At 34.5% G+C, this 19,602-nt stretch carries 16 protein-coding genes and 1 pseudogene; 13 read left to right on the forward strand and 4 right to left on the reverse strand.

What is annotated here, in order from left to right:
- Window positions 1–266: 266 nt before the first annotated feature.
- The 4 genes and pseudogenes from AB4Y90_RS03395 to rimP all read right to left on the reverse strand — a co-directional run bounded on the left by AB4Y90_RS03395 (window position 267) and on the right by rimP (window position 7,146).
- Window positions 267–2,399: a hypothetical protein gene (locus AB4Y90_RS03395; RefSeq protein ID WP_441555970.1), complete on the reverse strand. Its 2,133-nt coding sequence runs from the start codon at window positions 2,397–2,399 to the stop codon at window positions 267–269.
- 466 nt (window positions 2,400–2,865) lie between these two features.
- Window positions 2,866–5,294: pseudogene (locus tag AB4Y90_RS03400) on the reverse strand (GTP-binding protein).
- Window positions 5,295–5,373: 79 nt separating this feature from the next.
- Entirely contained in the window at window positions 5,374–6,609 is a 1,236-nt protein-coding gene (gene nusA / locus AB4Y90_RS03405) for a transcription termination factor NusA (protein ID WP_408090904.1), read from the reverse strand.
- 69 nt (window positions 6,610–6,678) lie between these two features.
- Window positions 6,679–7,146, reverse strand: a complete 468-nt coding sequence (gene rimP, locus AB4Y90_RS03410; RefSeq protein ID WP_441555971.1) for a ribosome assembly cofactor RimP — start codon at window positions 7,144–7,146, stop codon at window positions 6,679–6,681.
- Between the two features lie 289 nt (window positions 7,147–7,435).
- Here rimP and AB4Y90_RS03415 point away from each other — a divergent pair, with 289 nt between their 5' ends.
- The 13 genes from AB4Y90_RS03415 (at window position 7,436) to AB4Y90_RS03475 (ending at window position 19,595) form a co-directional block, all read left to right on the forward strand.
- Entirely contained in the window at window positions 7,436–8,749 is a 1,314-nt protein-coding gene (locus AB4Y90_RS03415; protein ID WP_441555972.1) for a UDP-glucose dehydrogenase family protein, read from the forward strand.
- A 126-nt stretch (window positions 8,750–8,875) separates the two neighbouring features.
- Window positions 8,876–9,955, forward strand: coding sequence for a dTDP-glucose 4,6-dehydratase (gene rfbB, locus AB4Y90_RS03420; protein WP_441555973.1), 1,080 nt, complete (start codon window positions 8,876–8,878; stop codon window positions 9,953–9,955).
- Window positions 9,956–10,013: 58 nt separating this feature from the next.
- Window positions 10,014–10,430, forward strand: coding sequence for a four helix bundle protein (locus tag AB4Y90_RS03425; protein ID WP_441555974.1), 417 nt, complete (start codon window positions 10,014–10,016; stop codon window positions 10,428–10,430).
- Window positions 10,431–10,445: 15 nt separating this feature from the next.
- The gene (gene rfbA, locus AB4Y90_RS03430) at window positions 10,446–11,309 is read left to right on the forward strand and encodes a glucose-1-phosphate thymidylyltransferase RfbA (protein WP_441555975.1); all 864 of its coding nucleotides are present in this window, start codon (window positions 10,446–10,448) and stop codon (window positions 11,307–11,309) included.
- A 170-nt stretch (window positions 11,310–11,479) separates the two neighbouring features.
- A complete protein-coding gene (locus tag AB4Y90_RS03435; RefSeq protein ID WP_441555976.1) occupies window positions 11,480–12,328 on the forward strand; it encodes an ABC transporter permease in 849 nt (282 codons plus the stop codon).
- 106 nt (window positions 12,329–12,434) lie between these two features.
- The gene (locus AB4Y90_RS03440; RefSeq protein ID WP_441555977.1) at window positions 12,435–13,703 is read left to right on the forward strand and encodes an ABC transporter ATP-binding protein; all 1,269 of its coding nucleotides are present in this window, start codon (window positions 12,435–12,437) and stop codon (window positions 13,701–13,703) included.
- A 56-nt stretch (window positions 13,704–13,759) separates the two neighbouring features.
- Window positions 13,760–14,734: a hypothetical protein gene (locus AB4Y90_RS03445; RefSeq protein ID WP_441555978.1), complete on the forward strand. Its 975-nt coding sequence runs from the start codon at window positions 13,760–13,762 to the stop codon at window positions 14,732–14,734.
- Window positions 14,735–14,741: 7 nt separating this feature from the next.
- Window positions 14,742–15,143 carry a sugar 3,4-ketoisomerase gene (locus AB4Y90_RS03450; protein ID WP_441555979.1) on the forward strand — a complete coding sequence of 134 codons (402 nt, stop codon included), beginning with the start codon at window positions 14,742–14,744 and terminating at the stop codon, window positions 15,141–15,143.
- On the forward strand, window positions 15,140–15,592 hold the full coding sequence (locus AB4Y90_RS03455; RefSeq protein ID WP_441555980.1) for an acyltransferase: 453 nt from the start codon (window positions 15,140–15,142) through the stop codon (window positions 15,590–15,592). Before AB4Y90_RS03450 ends, AB4Y90_RS03455 begins: the two co-directional genes overlap by 4 nt.
- Before the next feature lie 2 nt (window positions 15,593–15,594).
- Window positions 15,595–16,659 (forward strand): acyltransferase family protein, encoded by a 1,065-nt coding sequence (locus AB4Y90_RS03460; RefSeq protein ID WP_441555982.1) that lies wholly within the window; start codon window positions 15,595–15,597, stop codon window positions 16,657–16,659.
- Window positions 16,656–17,705 carry a DegT/DnrJ/EryC1/StrS family aminotransferase gene (locus AB4Y90_RS03465; RefSeq protein ID WP_441555983.1) on the forward strand — a complete coding sequence of 350 codons (1,050 nt, stop codon included), beginning with the start codon at window positions 16,656–16,658 and terminating at the stop codon, window positions 17,703–17,705. The genes AB4Y90_RS03460 and AB4Y90_RS03465 overlap by 4 nt, the downstream gene beginning before the upstream one ends.
- Before the next feature lie 9 nt (window positions 17,706–17,714).
- A complete protein-coding gene (locus AB4Y90_RS03470) occupies window positions 17,715–18,668 on the forward strand; it encodes a glycosyltransferase family 2 protein (RefSeq protein WP_441555985.1) in 954 nt (317 codons plus the stop codon).
- Window positions 18,669–18,704: 36 nt separating this feature from the next.
- Window positions 18,705–19,595 carry a glycosyltransferase gene (locus tag AB4Y90_RS03475; RefSeq protein ID WP_441555986.1) on the forward strand — a complete coding sequence of 297 codons (891 nt, stop codon included), beginning with the start codon at window positions 18,705–18,707 and terminating at the stop codon, window positions 19,593–19,595.
- The last annotated feature ends 7 nt before the right edge of the window (window positions 19,596–19,602 follow it).

Genomic DNA, 19,602 nt, shown 5'->3' on the forward strand with positions numbered 1-19,602 from the left:
GTGTAGCTCAATAAGAAAAAGCCTTGTCAAGATTCAGAACCTTGACAAGGCTTTTATAAGTATCGCTCCTCCGGAGCTCAGCATTATTGTTATATCTTTACTACAAAGGTTTTGCACTTACAGAGCAAACTTTAAGCAAAACAGAAAGTTACAACTCATCTAAACTTTAAAAGAATCGCTGTTGGAAAACGTAAAAGCGCAAAAACACTTCGACTTTGCCCAGTGTGACAAACCGAAGACAATATACCAAATACTAAACAAATTCTTTATAAAGTTTCATTATAATAAGATGGTGTACCATTCTCATCAAATCCTATAATGATCAATTTATACCCTCCTGCATGATCATTGTTAAAGAAAGTTACCGTATTTGATGCATTGGGCTCTACGGTATAATCAGGATTCCAATACAGAACGGCTCTTCTATCATCTGTAAGACCAGAAAAATTGGAGTCGTTATATTTTGGGGAATTGAAAGGGGCTTCCTTACCATATCCTTTAAATTTATAATTTTTCAGCCCCGAGTATTTTTGCTGCGAAGTATCTATCCCCATACTTCCTTTGTGGGTATAAATCAAAATTACACCCCCTCCGCTGCTGAAATTTCCCAAAAACATACCTTTAATAACTTTTACCATAGCAATACTAGATACCGGAAAATTGGCAATCTGGTCTGCACMTACCTTCATTTCGTTCAGGTAAATATCTGTTTTCCTATCTCTTATATACGCTGTATAAGTTCCCTGCTGCAAATTTATCTGCAAACCTGCCACACGGCTTTGCAACCACATTAAAATATTAGAAGATGTCTGCGCTTCTTTGTTATCATTCACAAAATCAAAAACTTCTTCATTTATACTTCTGAACAAGGGGCTGCTTAATTCTTCATTGAGTTTTTTGGTTTTATCTCTTTTTGATGCTTTTATTTTCACCTCTTCAATATCGGTAATCTTTTCGTTGATAAGATTCTGGTTGCGCCTTGTAGCAATATATCTATTAATTTCAGGGTCAGGCTCTTCACCGGGTGTTTTTTTGACCAAAATAAACCTATGATCAGGTAAAGCCTTTTTATAAGGAATAAAAGAATAATCGGGCTGAAAGAAAACCTTTACCTCATCTTTTTGGCTTTTCTGATTCTTATCTAACTGATAAGCCACGTCGATGGTATCTTCGAATACCATCCCACTTAATGTAAAAAAACCATTTTTATCTGTCTGCACCGGCACAAGCTTAGAGCCAAAATCCGGAACAGTAAAAATCAGATTTAAACTCTTGTCTGCTGCAGGCGCATTATTGACAAGAACCTTCGCTTTATAAGAAATAAAATCATCAGGCTTGTACTTTATAACCGGATAGATATCTGACATTATATTTTTCCAGTCAAAGCGTTTCCATTTTTCAGAAATCAATAAAGCGTCCAAGGCTTCAATGTTGCGGTTTTTCGTAAAATATTGCGCAGGGTTAATAATGTCTGAAGTAATATCTCCTGTAAGCCACAAGGTACTTAATAGGCTTCTATCATCTTCTGAATTTTCTACTTCAGCATCCTGAACCAAAACTGTATATTTATCAATGGCGGGGTCTTTTGCAATGTTGAAAGAGTTTAATTTTCGGGGAGATTTATCTAAAGATAATTCTACAGATGCCTTTTTTATATTTAATAACTCAGGCTGTACAAAACAAAGTCTTTGCAAGATCAAATTTCCCTGATCATCGAAGAGGCTAAACTGTAAAATCCCGTTGATTAAGTTTGCTGTAGGTATCGAATATGTTTGAGCAGGTATCTTTTTAAACTCAGCCTTATAAACCAGTCTGCTGTTTATTGTAGCCAAAAGCGTATAAAATTTGGATTTTTGAGAAATGTTCTTAGAATGCAAAGCATATTTAATTTCATCTGCACCGCTTGTTATTTGCAGATGAATTCCCGTAGGGGAAACATTTGGCAACTCAATATCTTGTTGTATCTTATCGTTACCTTGAACAATAAGTTTATACTTTTTGTTTAATTTAGGAGTAATAATAAATGATCCAACATTTTGATCAAATCCTTTGAAGCTTACAATTTTTGTATCAGGATTTTCTGCATCAATCACATAGCCACTCCATTCAGGTGGTGGCAAACCCTTCGACTGCAGCCTTACAGCAAATTTTGTTGCTATACCCTCTATAAAAGTTCCACTTTCCGGATAAACCGAAGCAGACCAATTCGTATTATTATTGTCTTTAATTAATTTACTCGGAGAAGCCATGTTAAAAATCTCAATGGGCTGTAAAAACTGAAAGTCTTCACTAAAATTAGCCATCCATGATGTATAGGCTCTAATGTAATAAATATCTTCATTTAAAGTTTCCGGCAGGGCAAGACTTCCTCTGCCCTCACCTTTTAAGAGAGGCAGCATATTTTTAACCACCATATTTTTATTCTTATCATATAATTCTATAAATAAATTAGATGATATGCTTGAAAGGCTGTATCCGTCAAATACAAAAGCTTTAAACCATAAATTTTCTCCAGCGATATGTTTTTTTTTATCTAGAAGTAAATGTATTTTTTCTTGTGGAAATTTTTGTTCAAATTTTCGGAGTGCTTCCTCTGCTTTGTTTTGCGAATGAAGATAGCTTAATGTACTTAAAAAAAACAAAAAGATTAGTTTTTTCAACATAATTCGTATTTCAAATTGAATTTCAAAAATACATTTTTATAATCAAACAATTAATTTTATCTGTATAATAATTCAAACACTACGTTTATTTATTTCAGAAATACTTTTAAATATAAATAAAGAGAATATTATTAACAAATAATCCAATAAAAGCTGCCCGTATCAAATGATACGGGCAGCTTTTATATATTATATAATCAAATTACTTCAATTTCTTCTTCACAGCAACCTCTTCATATACTTCAAGAATGTCGCCCTGTTCAATATCGTTATACCCTTTAAGGTTCAATCCGCATTCGTAGCCTTTGGTAACTTCTTTTACGTCGTCTTTGAAACGTTTTAAACTTTCAAGCTCGCCGTCAAATTTCACGATACCGTCTCTAAGTAATCTTACCTTAGACTGTCTTGTTACTTTTCCGGTAAGAACCATACAACCTGCAATAGTTCCCACTTTAGAAATTTTGAATACCTCACGAATTTCAACATTACCGATTACCTGCTCCTGAATTTCCGGAGAAAGCATTCCCTCCATCGCTTCTTTTACTTCGTCAATCGCTTTATAGATTACAGAATATGTTCTGATCTCGATTTCTTCACGGTCAGCAAGATCTTTAGCATTCGCTCCAGCTCTTACGTTGAATCCGATGATAATAGCATCAGAAGCTGCCGCTAAGTTGATATCAGATTCAGTGATCTGTCCTACACCTGAGTGAAGGATTTTCACGCTGATCTCTTCTGTTGACAATCTTTGTAACTGATCAGAAAGCGCTTCTACAGAACCATCCACGTCACCTTTAAGGATAATATTCAATTCTTTGAATTCTCCTAAAGCAATACGTCTTCCTAATTCTTCTAAAGTTGTATGCTTTTTAGTTCTGATCGATAGTTCTCTCTGTAACTTCTCCAATAAAAGATCCATATTATTACCCATTTTAGCTGAAATTTCCTGAGCCTGTACATTTCCACCCCATTCTTCTACCAAAATATTCATTCCAGAAAGTTGCTGACGGATATTATCAGGATTTGCATTCGGCTTATCTACCTTGTTGATTGCAATAATCATTGGTACTCCTGCAGCCTGAGCGTGAGAAATAGCTTCTTTCGTTTGAGGCATTACATCATCATCGGCAGCAATTACAATAATTGCAATATCGGTAACCTGCGCTCCTCTTGCTCTCATCGCCGTAAAGGCTTCGTGTCCCGGTGTATCTAAGAATGTAATTCTCTGACCATTTTCCAGCTTCACGTTGTAAGCTCCGATGTGCTGTGTAATTCCACCAGATTCACCTGCAATTACGTTAGTTTTTCTAATGTAATCCAATAATGAGGTTTTACCGTGGTCAACGTGATGAACTCGGTTACTTTTAATGTTCTGTCTGCAGCATCAATCTCTTGCTGACGCTCGTCCTGCTCTCTACGGAAACTTCTCTTATCTTTTCTGTGCTTAGAAGATTTAGATTTACCTCCTTTATTGGTTAGTTTTTCAAGGGTTTCCTTGATCTGGTTTTTAACTTGCTCGTCGGTTAACTCAACAGGCATAGTTCTTTGCCCAGGTCTGTTGTTTCCGAAACGGTTTCCGCCACCTTGACCTTGAGGACGGTTCTGACCGCCTTGTCCCGGTGGACGATTTCCCTGATTGTTATTTCCAAAACGGTTTCCGCCTTGTCCACCCTGTCCTTGAGGACGATTTTGCCCGCCTTGGCCTTGAGGACGATTTCCTCCGGGACCATTTTGACCTTGAGGACGGTTTTGACCGCCTTGCTGATTGTTTCCGCCTTGTTGGTTGTTTCCTGTATTTTGGTTAGGACCACCTGGCTTTTCAATTCTTTTTCTTTTCTTTTTAGCTCCTGAGCTTGGTTTTGGTGCAAACTGAGTTAAGTCGATTTTTTCACCAACGATTTTAGGACCGTCAAGCTTTTGATAAACAGTTTCTATTTTCTGAGGTTCCTGAGATTCCTCATTTGTAGATTCAGGTTTTGCTTCTTCCACTTTTTCCACTGGCTTTTCAGCAGGTTTTGGTGCTTCTTTAGCAGGTTCAGCAGGTTTTGCTTCTGCTTTCACCTCCTCTGTTTTAGGTTTATCTTTTTTTGCAGGTCTGTTTCTGTTTCCTTCTATCTGAGAAAGATCAATTTTATCCAAAACCTTGAATTCTTGTTTTTCAGGAGTTGCTTTTACTTCAGAAACCGGTGCTACTTCTTCTTTTGCAGCTTTCACCTCTTCTTTTACCTCCTTCACTTCTGCTTTTTCTTCTTTCTTTTCTTCTACAGGCGCAGCTGGTGCAGGAGTTGGTTCTTCTGCAGCAGGTTCAGCTTTTTTAGGCTCAAGATCTATTTTACCTAAAATTCTGGTTTCTGGTTTTGTATTAGCTTTAGCTCTTATTACTTCAGGTGCTTTCTTTTCTTCCATTTCCAGTTTTTCTTCCGGAACTTTAGAAATCACCACCTCATGGGAAGCTTTACGCTGCTCACCATCTTTGGCAAACTCAGCTTCCAATGCAGAATATGCCGCTTCTTCTAATTGAGCGTTAGGATTGTTTTCAACCACAATATCTTTAGACTGTAAAAACTCTACCAGCCTAGACATCGATATGTTAAATTCCTTAACCGCTTTATTTAATCTTATTTTTGGCATCTATATTATTTACTGTTTTTTTTTAATTCTTAAAATTAAAGTATTCTTTTTTACTGTTATTAAAATTTATTTCTAAATATTAATCTTCAAATTCCTCCTTCAATATACGTTTTACGTCTTCGATGGTTTCTTCTTCTAAGTCTACCATGTTCAAAAGACTTGCCGTATCTTTATCTAAGACAGATTTTGCAGTTGTAAGACCTACTTTCTTAAACTCATCCAAAATCCACTGTTCGATATCGTCATTGAATTCTCTCAAGTCAACATCATCATCCTCGCTTGCTTCTCTGTATACATCGATTTCGTATCCAGAAAGCCATGAAGCCAATCTGATATTTTGCCCTTGCTTACCAATTACTTTAGAAATCTCTTCAATCGGAGTATAAACCAATGCATAGTTTGCCTCTTCATTGATGTCAATTTTATTGATGGTAACATTTCCTAAAGCTCTCTTCACCATAATCTCAGGGTTTTTAGACCACTGGATCACATCTATATTTTCGTTTCTTAATTCTCTTACGACACCGTGAATCCTAGAACCTTTCACCCCGACACAAGCTCCTACAGGATCGATTCTGTCGTCGTAAGCATCCACTGCGATTTTTGCTTTTTCACCAGGAATTCTCACTGCTTTTTTCAGCATGATCGTTCCGTCCTGGATTTCAGGAATTTCTAATTCCAATAATTTTTCTAAGAATTTCGGAGCTGTTCTTGAAATGATGATCTGTGGTTTTGAACCTTTAAAATCTACCGTTTCAACGATCGCTCTGATGTTTTCTCCTTTTTTGAAGAAATCTGATGGAATCTGGTTTTCTTTAGGCAAGATAAACTCGTTTCCTTCATCATCCAGCAAAATTACGTGCTTGTGACGGATGTGGTGAATTTCTCCGATCACAATTTCCCCGATTCTGTCTCTGAACTGATCATACAACATCGCATTGTTATGCTCCTGCAATTTTGTTGCTAAAATCTGCTTCAGCGTCAAAATATTTCTTCTTCCCAACTGCGCTACAGGAATTTCCATGGTAAAATCTTCACCCACTTCAAAAGTAGGATCTATTTTTTTAGCTTCAGTAATTTCAATTTCTAAATCATCATCTTCAGACATTTCGTCTTCAACGATGGTTTTGTTTAAGAATATCTGAAAATCTCCTTTATCAGGGTTTACAATTACATCAAAATGATCATCAGAATCGTATCTTTTTCTCAACAGGGTTTTAAGAGAATCTTCGATGATTGCCATCAAATCTATCTTACTGATCCCTTTTTCGTCTTTAAAATCACCAAAGGATTCAATCAACGCTATATTATCCATACCTAATTATATAATTGATAAATGATGGTTGATAATTGATTTTCAAATCAACAACAACCAATCTTTTTGTTAAAATTTTATTACTACTAATGCTTTCTTTATTTCAGAGTAAGGAATTTCTTTTTCCTCCTCCACATCTACCTTACCTTTACCGATGTCTTTCGGTTTGCGGTAACGCAGTATAAGAGTAATTTTCTCTTCGTCTACTTTTGCAAGTTCGCCTTCTATTTCCGAAGAATCTGTCAGCAAAACTTCTATTTCTCTTCCGATATTTTTTTTAAACTGTCTCGGAATTGAAAGCGGCTCGCTCAATCCTGCAGACATCACCTGCAGACTAAAATCGTGCTCTTCACGATCCATATTAAACTCTATTGCACGGCTTGCGTCGAGACAATCCTGCACAGAGACTCCATTATCACCGTCTAAAATTACTGTAATATCATCTCCGGCGGAAAACTTCAGATCGATAAGAAATAAATCTTCTCTTGTCTGAAGGAAATCATTTAATAATGTTTCAATATTTTTTCTAAACTCCATATATTATTTAATGCTGATTTACCAGTACGAAAAAAGGCTTTCTCTTAGAAGCCTTTCCATTTTTTCCGTAAATCTCCTGCAAATATAAGACATTTTTATAAAACACACAAATATACTTCATAATCAACATCATAAGAATTTTGTGAATTTTAATTAAAAAAACACAACTCTGAATCTTTATAAAGCAAGACCTTGTTTTATTGCGAATTTCAGGAAGTTTTATTGTTTTAAAATACCGTGAAACAATTTTTAGTATTTTTGTCTGGAATTTTAATAAAAAACATATATTTTGAATATAACAATAGTAGGAACAGGTTATGTAGGTCTGGTTACAGGAACTACCCTTGCAGAACTTGGCAATTCGGTTTATTGTGTTGACATTGATGAAAAAAAAGTAGAAGGGATGAAAAACGGCATCGTCCCTATTTACGAGCCGAATCTTGAAGAAATGTTTCTTAGAAATATTCAGGCTGAACGATTATTTTTCACGACGAATCTAAAAGAAGCTTTAGACAAAAGTGAAGTGGTCTACCTTGCTCTTCCCACTCCACCGGGAGAAGACGGATCGGCAGATCTTTCTTATGTTTTAAAAGTAGCCAACGATATTGGTGAAATGATGACCGAATATAAAGTTGTTGTTAATAAAAGCACCGTTCCTGTAGGAACCGCCGACAAAGTAAGAGAAACCATTTCAGCAAAAACTGCTATTGATTTTGATGTGGTTTCTAATCCTGAGTTTTTACGTGAAGGTTTTGCAGTAGAAGATTCTATGAATCCTGCGAGAGTGGTTGTGGGATCGAGCTCAGAGAAAGCCAAAGAGATTATGGCAAAAATCTATCAGCCGTTTACCAATACCGGAATTCCTATTATCTTTATGGATGAAAAGTCTTCCGAGCTTACAAAATATGCATCCAATTCATTCTTAGCCGTAAAAATTACGTTTATGAATGAAATTGCCAATTATTGTGAAAAAGTGGGCGCAGATGTAGACAAAGTAAGATTAGGAATGGGTAGTGATGACAGAATTGGTCACCGTTTCCTGTTTCCGGGAATCGGTTATGGAGGAAGTTGTTTCCCTAAAGACGTGAAAGCTTTGATTAAATCAGGAAAAGATGATGATTTTAATTTCCAGATTTTACAGGCAACTGAAAACGTAAACATCTCTCAAAAAGTAATTCTGGTTTCAGAAATCGAAAAATACTTCGGTGGAAATCTTGAAGGCAAAACAATCGCAATTTGGGGACTTGCTTTTAAAGCAAATACAGACGACATCAGAGAAGCTTCTTCATTAGACAACATCGATCTTCTTCTTCAAAAAGGTGCAAAAATTGTTGCCTACGACCTTATTGCAGAAGAAAACGTAAGAAAATTATTAGGAGACAAAATATCTTACGCAAAAACCATGTATGATGCTCTGGAAAACGCAGATGCATTATTTATCGCTACAGAATGGCCGGAATTTAAAAATCCAAACTTTGAGATGATGGCTAAAAAAATGAATAATAAAGTGATTTTCGACGGAAGAAACATGTATCCGTTGGAAGTTCCTCAGCAGAATGGTTTTTATTACAAGAGTATCGGGAGAAAAACAGTTAGCAGTTAGCAGTTAGCAGTTAGCAGTTAGCAGTTAGCAGTTAGCAGTTAGCAAAAATATTTAAATTGGCGTTTGCCGAAAACATATACATTAACTTCAAGCCAAAAACCAAGTTGCGGCTAAAAAGCATAAGACATGAAAAATATAATCATTACAGGCGGAGCAGGATTTATTGGTTCACACGTTGTAAGAGAATTTGTAAAAAATAACCCGGATTCTACCATCATCAATTTGGATGCATTAACGTATGCCGGAAATCTTGAAAACCTGAAAGATATTGAAAACGAACCCAATTACGTTTTCGAAAAAGCAGACATCACAAAACCTGAAGAATTAAGAAGAATATTCGAAAAATATAATCCTGATGCGGTCATTCATTTAGCTGCAGAAAGCCATGTTGACAGAAGCATCACCGATCCGATGGCGTTTATCAACACCAATGTAAACGGAACTGCGAATCTTTTAAATCTTTGTAAAGAATTCTGGACTTTAAACCCGGATCACACGCACGGAAGGTTTCCGGATGAAAAAAGAACCAATCTTTTCTACCACGTTTCTACAGACGAAGTTTACGGAAGTTTAGGTGAAACAGGATTCTTTTTAGAAACAACTTCTTACGATCCTCAATCTCCATACTCAGCTTCAAAAGCAGCTTCAGATCATTTGGTGAGAGYTTACGGAAACACTTATGGAATGCCGTTTATTGTTTCGAATTGCTCAAATAATTACGGCCCAAATCATTTTCCTGAAAAATTGATTCCACTTTGTATTTCAAATATTATTAATGAAAAACCTCTACCTATTTACGGTGACGGAAAATACACAAGAGACTGGTTATTCGTAATCGATCACGCCAAAGCAATCCATCAGATTTTTAACGAAGCTAAAACGGGAGAAACTTACAATATCGGAGGTTTCAACGAGTGGCAGAATATCGATTTGGTTAAAGAACTGATCAAACAAATGGATGAAAAATTAGGAAATCCTGCAGGTCATTCAGAAAAATTAATTACTTACGTAAAAGACAGACCGGGACATGATAAACGTTATGCAATTGATGCCACAAAACTCAATAAAGATCTTGGCTGGAAACCTTCTGTAACTTTCGAACAGGGATTAGCAAAAACAATCGACTGGTTTTTGGAAAACAAAGAATGGCTGGAACATGTAACAAGCGGAGATTATCAGAAATACTATGATAAACAATATTCATAGTATTTGAGTTTTTGGATAATTGAGTATTTGAGTTTGGTTTAATCAAAATTTTCAGGAAATGACTTATATAAAATTCCATAAAGATTTAATCGTCTATCAAAAAGCCTTTTCTGCGGCTATGGAAATTTTTCATATTTCAAAACTATTTCCAGCGGAAGAAAAATACTCATTAACCGATCAAATCAGAAGAAGCTCGCGTTCCGTAAATGCAAATATTACAGAGGCGTGGAGAAAACGGCGATACGAAAAATCATTTATCAACAAACTTAACGATGCAGATGGAGAAGCAGCAGAAACGCAAAACTGGTTAGACTTTGCATTTGCCTGTAAATATATTGATGAAAAAACACACTTAGATTTATATAAAAAATATGATGAAATTTTGGGTATAATTGTTTCAATGACCGTGAATTCTAAAAAATGGACATTCTCAGAAACTAAAAACACACCACCCAATAACTCAAATACCCAATAACTCAAGCACTAAATTATGAAAGGAATAATATTAGCCGGAGGTTCCGGAACAAGACTTTATCCACTTACTATTGCCGTAAGCAAACAACTGATGCCTGTTTATGATAAACCAATGATCTACTATCCTCTTTCTACATTACTTTTGGCAGGAATTAAGGATATTCTGATTATCACAACTCCTCATGATCAGGCAGGATTTATCAAGCTTTTAGGCGACGGATCGCAAATTGGCTGCAATATTGAATATGTGGTACAGCCGAGTCCGGATGGTCTTGCACAGGCTTTCATTCTTGGTGACCAATTTATTGGTGACGATTCTGTTGCTTTGGTGTTAGGAGATAATATTTTTTATGGCTCTGAAATGGGAACTTTGCTGAAAAACAAAACAAATCCGGAAGGAGGTGTTGTTTTTGCGTATCATGTTTCAGATCCTGAAAGATACGGTGTTGTAGAATTTGATAATGATTTTAAAGCCGTTTCGATCGAAGAAAAACCTTTGAAACCAAAATCGAATTATGCAGTTCCCGGTCTGTATTTTTACGACAATGAAGTGGTAGAAATCGCCAAAAACATAAAGCCTTCTCCGAGAGGCGAATTGGAAATCACAGATGTAAACAATGTTTATTTAAGCAAAGGAAAGCTGGAAGTAGCCGTTTTAGACAGAGGTACAGCGTGGCTCGATACCGGAACTTTTGATTCTCTGAACGATGCTTCTGAATTTGTAAGCGTTATCGAAAAAAGGCAGGGTTTCAAAATCGGCTGCATTGAAGAAATTGCTTTCAGAAACGGATTCATCAATGAAGAAAAACTATTGGAAACCGCCACAAAATACGGTAAAAGCGGATACGGTGAATATCTAAAAAAACTCGTGATCAAATAATAAAACAATCTGAAATATACAAAGCTATTGATCTGAAATCAATAGCTTTTTTTGTTTAAAGAAATAATTATTAATATATTAGCTATGCTTTTTCCTGAATAAGAACGACATTTCAAAATTCACCAAAATGGAAATCATTAATTATTTTAAATTTGTAAAAATTCCCACAAATGAATGAACCACAACAAAAGTGGACAGAAACTATTGAAGACAGCCATTCGTTATTTGATTTAAAACTAAAAGAAGTCTGGAAATACAAAGATCTTATTTATATGTTTGTGAAAAGAGATTTTGTATCCAGCTTCAAGCAGACTATTTTAGGACCTGTCTGGTTTTTTATCAATCCTATTTTTACAACTCTTGCTTACCTTATTATTTTTGGGAATATTGCAGGCCTTTCTACTGACGGCACTCCCAAAGTTGTTTTCTATCTTGCCGGTGTAATGCTCTGGAATTATTTTTCAACTTGTCTTACCGGTACTTCCTCTACTTTTTCAGGAAATGCAGGAATCTTCGGGAAGGTATATTTTCCGAGGCTTGTAACTCCTATATCGGTTGTTATTTCAAACCTGATGAGATTTGGGGTGCAATTTTTACTTTTTTTAGTATTCTGGCTCTACTTCCTTTTTAAAGGAGAAATACAACCCAATATATGGATGCTTGCTACACCATTTTTAATTATACTTATGGCTTTATTTGCCTTGGGTACAGGCATGATTTTTTCTGCATTGACAACAAAGTACAAGGATCTCAACATGTTATTAGGGTTCGGAGTAAGTTTATACATGTATGCGACACCAGTAATCTATCCTATTTCTGAACTAAAAGGAATCTATAAAGAAATTGCCTATTACAATCCTCTGACCGGGATTTTCGAATGCTTTAAATACGGCTGGCTGGGAAAAGGAGACTTTTCGGTTCCTATGTTAGGAATTAGTACCATTATTATTTTTTCCATTCTGGCTTTAGGTACGGTTATTTTTAATAAAGTTGAAAAAACTTTTATGGATACGGTATAATATGAGTAATGGGTAATGGGTAATGAGTAATAAATGATTATTGATGAAATATTTTAATTTAAAAAAGTTCATCAGCAGTTATAATCTTAGATTAAATTAAAAAAATATGCTTGCATTAAAGGCAGAAAATATATCGAAGCAATATCGTCTGGGTCAGGTCGGAACAGGCACACTGTCTCACGACCTCAACAGGTTTTGGCATACCGTAAGAGGTAAAGAAGATCCTTACCTGAAAATTGGTGAAGCCAATGATCGGTCTACAAAAGGTATTTCTGATTATGTTTGGTCTCTTCAGGATATTAATTTTGAAATAGAGCAAGGTGATGCCGTAGGAATTATCGGGCGAAACGGCGCCGGAAAATCTACATTACTTAAGCTTTTAAGCAAAGTAACCAAACCCACGACGGGAAAAATTTACACCAACGGAAGAATAGCATCTTTGCTTGAAGTGGGTACTGGTTTCCATCCTGAAATGACGGGTCGCGAAAACATATTTCTGAACGGCGCTATTTTAGGAATGACACGAAAGGAGATCAAGCGAAAGTTTGATGAAATTGTCGATTTTTCCGGTGTGGAAAGATATATCGATACTCCTGTAAAACGCTATTCATCGGGAATGTATGTTCGTCTGGCTTTTGCAGTAGCCGCACATTTAGAATCTGAAATCTTGATTGTAGATGAGGTTCTTGCTGTGGGAGATGCAGAATTTCAAAAAAAATGTCTGGGTAAAATGGGCTCCGTAACAAAAGGAGAAGGCAGAACGGTTTTATTCGTAAGCCACAATATTACAGCCATTAAAGAACTCTGCAGTACTGGAATTTTGCTGGATAAGGGAAAATTAATTAACCACGGCGACGTTAACCAATGCATCATCGAGTATCAAAAAAACAGCGACATAAAATTTTCTTACAATTTTAAAGAAGACAAAGATATTTTCGAAAATGAGAAAATTAAAGTAAACCATTACAAAACAGAGCCTATTAATGGAGATATTTCCGATATCAGATCGGGTATTCTTGTGACGGTATCATTTACATCAAAGCTGGAAAATATAAATCTGGATCTGTCTTTTATGCTTAAAAACAGCCAGGATCTTACCGTGATGAGTACAGGATTGGTTCTTACAGAAAATAAAGATTCGCAGAAAGGAGAATTCACGGTCAGCTTTGAAATTCCTCCTTATACACTTAACGAAGATTCATATTATTTCGATTTTTTCTGGGGTGTAAACAGATCTGAAATTGCATATAGAACAGAGTCTTTTGGTTTTGAAGTGCATGGTATGAAAAACCAGTTTGGAGAAATTGTGAAATCTCCGGGAGTTTTATTCCCAAAAATAACGCACAAAGTCTCTTATGGTAATAATAAAATTTAATTTTGTATTTGTCTGGAAAAGCAGATGATGATTAATTAAAAAAAATTAATTGATTTATGATTCTTAATATAATTTTTTCTTTTAACCGTGCGATACAGCTAGATTACTTGCTGCAGTCTTCGCTGAAGCATTTCAAGACCCCTGTAAAAATAGTTATTTTGTACCACACTACAGGATTACATAAGAAAGGCTACGATTTGCTTAAAGAAAAATATGCAGATAAAAATGTAGTTTTTTATGAAAGAAAAAATGTACTTTTTGATTTTTCGTTTTTAAAAACGATAAGAACAAGAACGAGTCTAAGATTTTTTCTGGATAAAAACCTGCGCAATAAAAAAGGAGACAACTTTAAAGGTCTGCTTCAAAAAATCATGCGGAAAAGCAGCTGCGAATTTGTAATGTTTAATACAGATGACGGTGTTTTTTTTAATGATGTTATTATTCCTGAAGAAGTATTTGATATTATAAGAAAAAATCCGGACAACGCCTCTTACCGACTTTACGTTGGTGATAATCTGGATGGAAGTCCCGACTATCTTGAAAACAAAGGAGATTATTATCAATGGGATTATTATGCCGATAAAGAGATCCATCATTGGTCATTTCCGTTCTCTGTTGACGCAACAGTTTACCATACAAAAGGTCTGCTCAAGCATTTAGAAAAAACATTGTACCATAATCCAGTAACATTAGAAGATAGAGGTTTTCGGTATATGTGCAAAAATAAGCTTATGCGTATTGGTCTCAGTCCAATAAAATCATCGCTTGTTGCTACAAAATTAAATAGAGTTTCTCAGGATTCCCTCAATCCAACAATTCATATAAAACCTGAATTTTTAAATGAAAAATTTCTTGACGGTTACACTTTGGAGCTTGTGATTCCTGAGAAAATAGATAATGCTAACATTGTGCCTTCTGAAGTTTATCTTGTAAAAGGAAATCATAAAGAACTTATTTATTCTCTGGATGAACAAGGAAAGAAAGTACAGGGTCTTTTAGGAATTGAGGGAGCAAAAGAACAATTAGAATAACACGATTATGAACATTCCCCACATCATAGAATTTTCGAAAATTGGCTCGCCGGATCTGGGCTACATAACTGTAGGTGAGGCCCATAAAAATGTTCCGTTTGATATAAAAAGAGTTTACTGGACGTATTACACCCCTCAAGATATTATAAGAGGAGGTCATGCACACAAAAAACTTAGGCAGATTATCTTTGCCGTATCGGGAACGATAGAGTTTAATACGCTCGATCTTCAGGGCAACACAGATACATTTATCTTAGATTCTCCTGCTAAAGGATTGTATCTTCCGCAGCTGATCTGGAGAGATATAAAATTCAGTCATAGCGCAGTATTGCTTTGTCTTGCTTCTGAACTTTACGATGAAAAAGATTATTTCAGAGATTTTGAAGAGTTTAAAAATTATAAACCATGATACATTCATTAGCAGACGTGCAATCTTCCAACATTGGTGAAGGTACTTTCATTTGGCAATTTTCTATTGTATTGAAAGGTGCTAAAATTGGGAATAACTGCAATATAAACTGTCAGGTTTTTATTGAAAACGATGTAACGATCGGAGATAATGTTACCATAAAACCTGGAGTACAGATCTGGGACGGAGTATCTCTGGAAGATGAGGTATTTATCGGTCCGAATGTAACTTTTACCAACGACCTTTTTCCGAAATCTAAAAACAAAGATTTTGAGCTAAAAAAAACACTCGTAAAAAAAGGCGCTTCTATTGGCGCAAATGCTACAATCTTAGCAGGAATTACCATTGGAGAAAATGCTCTTATCGGCGCAGGGAGCGTGGTTACAAAAGATATTCCCGAAAATGAAATTTGGATAGGAAATCCTGCAAAATTTTTAAAATATATTTAGTTTTGAAAAACAAATTACCTATTTTAACGAGTTTAAGGTTTTTTGCAGCATTTTATGTATTTGTTTTTCATATCAATTTAATACAACCTTTTAATTTTCAAAGCAGATTTATCAATTCTTTTATATCACAAGGAGCAGCAGGTGTAAATGTATTTTTTATTCTTTCTGGGTTTATATTGTTTTATAACTACTATGGTAAACAAGTTAACTTTTCAGAATTTATCTTAAAAAGACTTTCAAAAATATATCCTGTATATTTAGCGGGTTTTTTGATTTGCTCAATCATTGTAAAAATAATGCAAATTGAAATTAAAGATTTTTTTGAGATTCAAGTAATGAACCTACTAATGGTTCAGTCTTATTTACCCAAATTTGCACAAGTTTGGTATGGGGGAGGTTCTTGGTCTATTTCAACTGAATTTTTTTTCTRTCTATGTTTTCCTTTACTTTTAAATGTAATTTCTAGCCTTTCAAAAAAGAAAGCAATATTAATTTTCTTTTTATTTTTTTTGTTTTCTATAATACCAGGAATATTTTATAATTTAAAATTAATTTCTTTTGCTCTTCATTATGCTTTTCCTCCGTTGAGAACATTTGAGTTTGTCTCAGGAATGTTAGCCGCTCTATTAGTTGTAAAATATAAAATAAATTTATCTAAAATACTCATATTTACGACTATCTTATGTTCTTTTTTATTTTTTTTATTTATTGGTCAAAAATTAAAGGGATATGTTATTCAAAATATAATTATTATACCATTAACAAATATTATTCTTATAACTAACATTAGTCCTCAAAAGTATATTTTAAAAATTCTGGGAAATAAATTGTTTGTATATTTAGGAGATATCTCATACTGTTTTTATATTGTTCAAATACCCTTTTTAATTATTCTTGAGAATATAGATTTAAATATATATAATAAATTTGTCACTATAATTGTTTTATTCTGTATAAATATTTTAGCCGCAATGATACTTTATCATTTAATTGAAAAACCATTCCATAAAATATTAACAAAAAGAATAAAAGATATATTTAATAAAAACACAGAAACTTTAATATGATAAAATTTCTTGATCTACAAAAAATAAACCTGCAGCATCAAACCGAGATCGAAGCACAGCTTTTAGAAGTCTTTCGCTCGGGTTGGTATCTGATGGGAGAAAAACTGAAAAATTTTGAAAGTAACCTTTCCTCTTACATCGGCAGTTCTCATGCAATTGGCGTTGCAAACGGTTTAGATGCTTTGCGCCTTATCCTGAAAGCCTATATAGAAATGGGAGTAATGGCTGCAGGAGACGAAATTATTGTTCCTTCCAACACTTATATCGCATCAATTCTGGCAATTTCAGACAACGGTCTTGTACCGATTTTGGTAGAACCCGATATAAATTCTTATAATATTGATGTTTCTAAAATTGAAGAAAAAATAAGTTCAAAAACTAAAGGAATATTAATTGTACATTTATACGGACGCATTATTTTCTCTGATAAACTTCAACAAATTGCCAAAGAAAAAAATCTTAAAATAATAGAAGACAACGCACAGGCAATCGGCGCAGAATGGAATGGTAAAAAATCAGGAAATCTTGGTGATGCAGGAGCGATTACCACAAATGACGATCAACTTGCAGCAACGATAAGAGCTTTGGCAAATTATGGCTCTAACCAAAAATATGTGAATATTTACAAAGGGCTTAATTCCAGGTTAGATGAAATTCAGGCTGCCATTCTTGATGTAAAACTAAAATACATAGATTCTGAAAACAAAAGAAGGACAGAGATTGCAAAACGTTATATTTCAGAAATTAAAAACCCGAAAATAATTATCCCGGAAATGCCAGAAAATGAAAATGAACATGTTTGGCATCTTTTTGTGATAAGAACAGAGGAAAGAAGTGAGCTGCAAAATTACCTTGCAGAAAAAAATATTCAGACATTAATTCACTATCCTATTCCGCCTCATCAGCAAAAAGCTTACAAAGAATGGAACGATCTTTCTTTCCCGATTAGTGAGAAAATTCACGATAAAGTATTGAGCCTTCCCATTTCTCCCGTTCTGGAAGACGAAGAAATTCAGGCAGTCATTGAGGCATTAAACAATTTTTAAAAACTTCAGATGACCGGTAATCCTTTAGTCAGTATTTTATGCTTATGCTATAATCAGGAAAGGTTCATTAGAGAATCTCTTGAGAGCATCAAAGCACAAACTTACAAAAACTTTGAAATCATCATTTGTGACGATTTCTCGCGAGATCAGTCTGTAGAAGTGATCAAATCCTGGATATCTGAGAATCAAGATTTAAAAATAAAATTAATAGAGCATTCAGAAAACCAAGGTATTACAAAAACACTCAATGAATTGTTTAACATTTCAGAAGGAAAATACATTCAGGTTTTAGCGCTCGATGATCTTTTCATGAATGATAAATTGGAACGTCATGTTGCTATGCTGGAAAGCTCCTTGGATGAATATGCGATGGTATTTTCAGATGCTCATTTAATGAACGATGAATCTCAGCGTTATCAAAATAAATTTATTGCAAGACATCTTTCTTATTTAAGCTTAAAATCTCAAAATTTTTACGAGATGTTGCTTGTAGGAAACTTTATTCCGGCAATGTCTGTACTTTTAAAAAGAAAACATATCATTGCAGAAAACGGTTGGGATGAGAATTTACCTTTTGAAGATTATGATATGTGGCTTCGTTTAAGCAAAAATCACAGCTTTTTGTTTGATGAGGTTATAACCTGTACTTACCGATTGCATAATAATAATTCGCACCGGAATAAAAGTCTGATCAATCATAAAGCTTTTTTTGATATTCTTATTAAACATAAAGAAAATGAAGGTGTAAGAAAAAAAGTGTTTGTACATCTGGAAGGAATGTATCGCGAAAGAACTTTAAAAGATGAGCATAAAGTTTTTTATGATTACTATCCGATGCAGTCTTTTCCGGAAAGATTCATCAAAAATAATTACCATCCGAAACTTTACAGAATTGCGCTGGAAATACAAAAGTTTTTATACTATTTCCGGATTTTTATTAATGGTATCTTTAGTAAGCAATAATTGTAAAAAATATATTATTTATTATTAAAATTCTTCATGAGTAAAGCTTCCATCATTGTTCTTACCTATAATCAGGAAAATTTTATTGAAAAAAACCTGCATGGAATTTTTATGCAGAAAGTAAATTTCACGGTAGAGCTCATTATAAGTGACGACTGCTCTAAAGACAGTACACCGTTTATCATTGAAGAATATATAAAAAATAAGCCACCTCATCTGGAAATTAAATTAATAAAACATCAAAAAAATGTAGGCGCAACCCCCAATTTTTATCATGCGCTGCAACAATGTACCGGAAAATATCTTGCATTTTGTGAAGGTGACGATTACTGGACGGATGAAAATAAACTGCAGCTACAACATGATTTTTTAGAGAACAACAAAGAATATTCAATGTGTTTCCATCAGGTGAAAAACGTTTCTCCCGATCCTTTAATCAACGAAACTATATTCGCAAAAGTAGAAGACAGAGATTATTCGGCTATTGAGATTTATCAGCATTGGATTGTACACACCACTTCTGTATTTATGAGGGCAGAAGTTTTACAAAACACAGCCGTACAAAAGCTCTTCAAACATCCTGAACTGTTGTATTTTGATACTTTTCTGTACATGGCGTGTTCTTTAAACGGAAAAATAAGAGGTTCACATTTCACAATGTCTTCTTATCTGCGACACGAAGAAGGAATATCAAACGGAATAAATTATAAAAGAGATCTAAGACATAATTATCTTGATGAAATTATTGCAGAAACATATTTAGGCAAAATAAAAGAATTTGCAGACTGGCAGATTTTTTCGAGGAGCAGAATTGCGTTTTCTAATCTTTTAAAACAGGGAAAACTCAGTTTGGCTTTTCAGCATCTGAAATGGATTTTGAAGAAGGAAAAAAATTTAAGAATATATCTTAAGAAAAAATATGCTTAAAAAATTG

The organism is Chryseobacterium sp. 2TAF14, from assembly GCF_052115105.1.
In the GTDB taxonomy this organism is placed as follows: Bacteria; Bacteroidota; Bacteroidia; order Flavobacteriales; family Weeksellaceae; genus Chryseobacterium.

What these genes read in the sequence shown, in the direction of transcription:
- AB4Y90_RS03455 (WP_441555980.1), top strand. Translation starts at nt 15,140, where the DNA reads ATGATACATTCATTAGCAGACGTGCAATCTTCCAACATTGGTGAAGGT.
- AB4Y90_RS03445 (WP_441555978.1), top strand. Translation starts at nt 13,760, where the DNA reads ATGATTCTTAATATAATTTTTTCTTTTAACCGTGCGATACAGCTAGAT.
- AB4Y90_RS03475 (WP_441555986.1), top strand. Translation starts at nt 18,705, where the DNA reads ATGAGTAAAGCTTCCATCATTGTTCTTACCTATAATCAGGAAAATTTT.
- AB4Y90_RS03465 (WP_441555983.1), top strand. Translation starts at nt 16,656, where the DNA reads ATGATAAAATTTCTTGATCTACAAAAAATAAACCTGCAGCATCAAACC.
- AB4Y90_RS03470 (WP_441555985.1), top strand. Translation starts at nt 17,715, where the DNA reads ATGACCGGTAATCCTTTAGTCAGTATTTTATGCTTATGCTATAATCAG.
- rimP (WP_441555971.1), bottom strand. Translation starts at nt 7,146, where the DNA reads ATGGAGTTTAGAAAAAATATTGAAACATTATTAAATGATTTCCTTCAG.
- AB4Y90_RS03450 (WP_441555979.1), top strand. Translation starts at nt 14,742, where the DNA reads ATGAACATTCCCCACATCATAGAATTTTCGAAAATTGGCTCGCCGGAT.
- rfbA (WP_441555975.1), top strand. Translation starts at nt 10,446, where the DNA reads ATGAAAGGAATAATATTAGCCGGAGGTTCCGGAACAAGACTTTATCCA.
- nusA (WP_408090904.1), bottom strand. Translation starts at nt 6,609, where the DNA reads ATGGATAATATAGCGTTGATTGAATCCTTTGGTGATTTTAAAGACGAA.
- AB4Y90_RS03435 (WP_441555976.1), top strand. Translation starts at nt 11,480, where the DNA reads ATGAATGAACCACAACAAAAGTGGACAGAAACTATTGAAGACAGCCAT.
- AB4Y90_RS03440 (WP_441555977.1), top strand. Translation starts at nt 12,435, where the DNA reads ATGCTTGCATTAAAGGCAGAAAATATATCGAAGCAATATCGTCTGGGT.
- AB4Y90_RS03425 (WP_441555974.1), top strand. Translation starts at nt 10,014, where the DNA reads ATGACTTATATAAAATTCCATAAAGATTTAATCGTCTATCAAAAAGCC.